This is a genomic window from Pseudomonas fluvialis (assembly GCF_002234375.1).
GTDB lineage: Bacteria > Pseudomonadota > Gammaproteobacteria > Pseudomonadales > Pseudomonadaceae > Aquipseudomonas > Aquipseudomonas fluvialis.
This window is the reverse complement of record NZ_NMQV01000051.1, coordinates 1-623: the sequence shown is the minus strand read 5'-3', so window position 1 is coordinate 623 and position 623 is coordinate 1. Positions and strand designations below refer to the sequence as shown.

1 protein-coding gene is annotated in these 623 nt (G+C 61.0%); it reads right to left on the bottom strand.

The window, feature by feature from the left end:
- Positions 1 to 623 (bottom strand): sensor domain-containing diguanylate cyclase (locus tag CFY91_RS15565; RefSeq protein WP_480408039.1); only part of this gene is annotated, 623 nt, incomplete at both ends.

The following is a 623-nucleotide window of genomic DNA, read 5'->3' as shown; positions in this document are numbered from 1 at the left end:
TAGCAATTCGAAACCGCGTCGGTTGGGCAGGCCGGTCAACTGGTCGGTGTTGGCCAGCGCGGCAATCCGCCGCTGGTAGCGGCGTACGACCAGCGCGACCAGGGTCAGGCTGAGCAGGGTGGCCAGCACGCTGATGGCCAGGTTCCACAGCAGCGAGCGGCGAATTTCCGCCATGGCTCCCCCGTCATGCTTGTCGACGAACAGGTACCAGTCCAGCTCAGGGATATAGCGCACGTTGAGAAAGTGTCCGCGATCGGCTTCGCGGTACTGGTAATTACCGCTTTGCGGTCTGGGCAGCCTGTCCTGCAGCGCTTCAAGGCCTTCGATGCTGCTCAGCAGTTGTCCGGTCTTGACCTTGAGCGGCCCGGCTTGCGAGCCGGTCAGGGTTACCCGGCCCTGGGTATCGACAAAGAAGATGCTGCGTTCGTAGCGGGCCTGGTAGGTATCGATCAGCTTGACCACCGAGTCCACGGCCAGGCCGACGCCGGCGGCACCAATGAACTGTTGCTGATAGTCATAGACCTGGTAGTTGATAAAGAACGTCAGGTGGTCCTGATTGGCCAGGTCGACATCGACATTGATTTCGTAGGGTTCGCGCATGGCGCGGACACGGTAGTACCAGG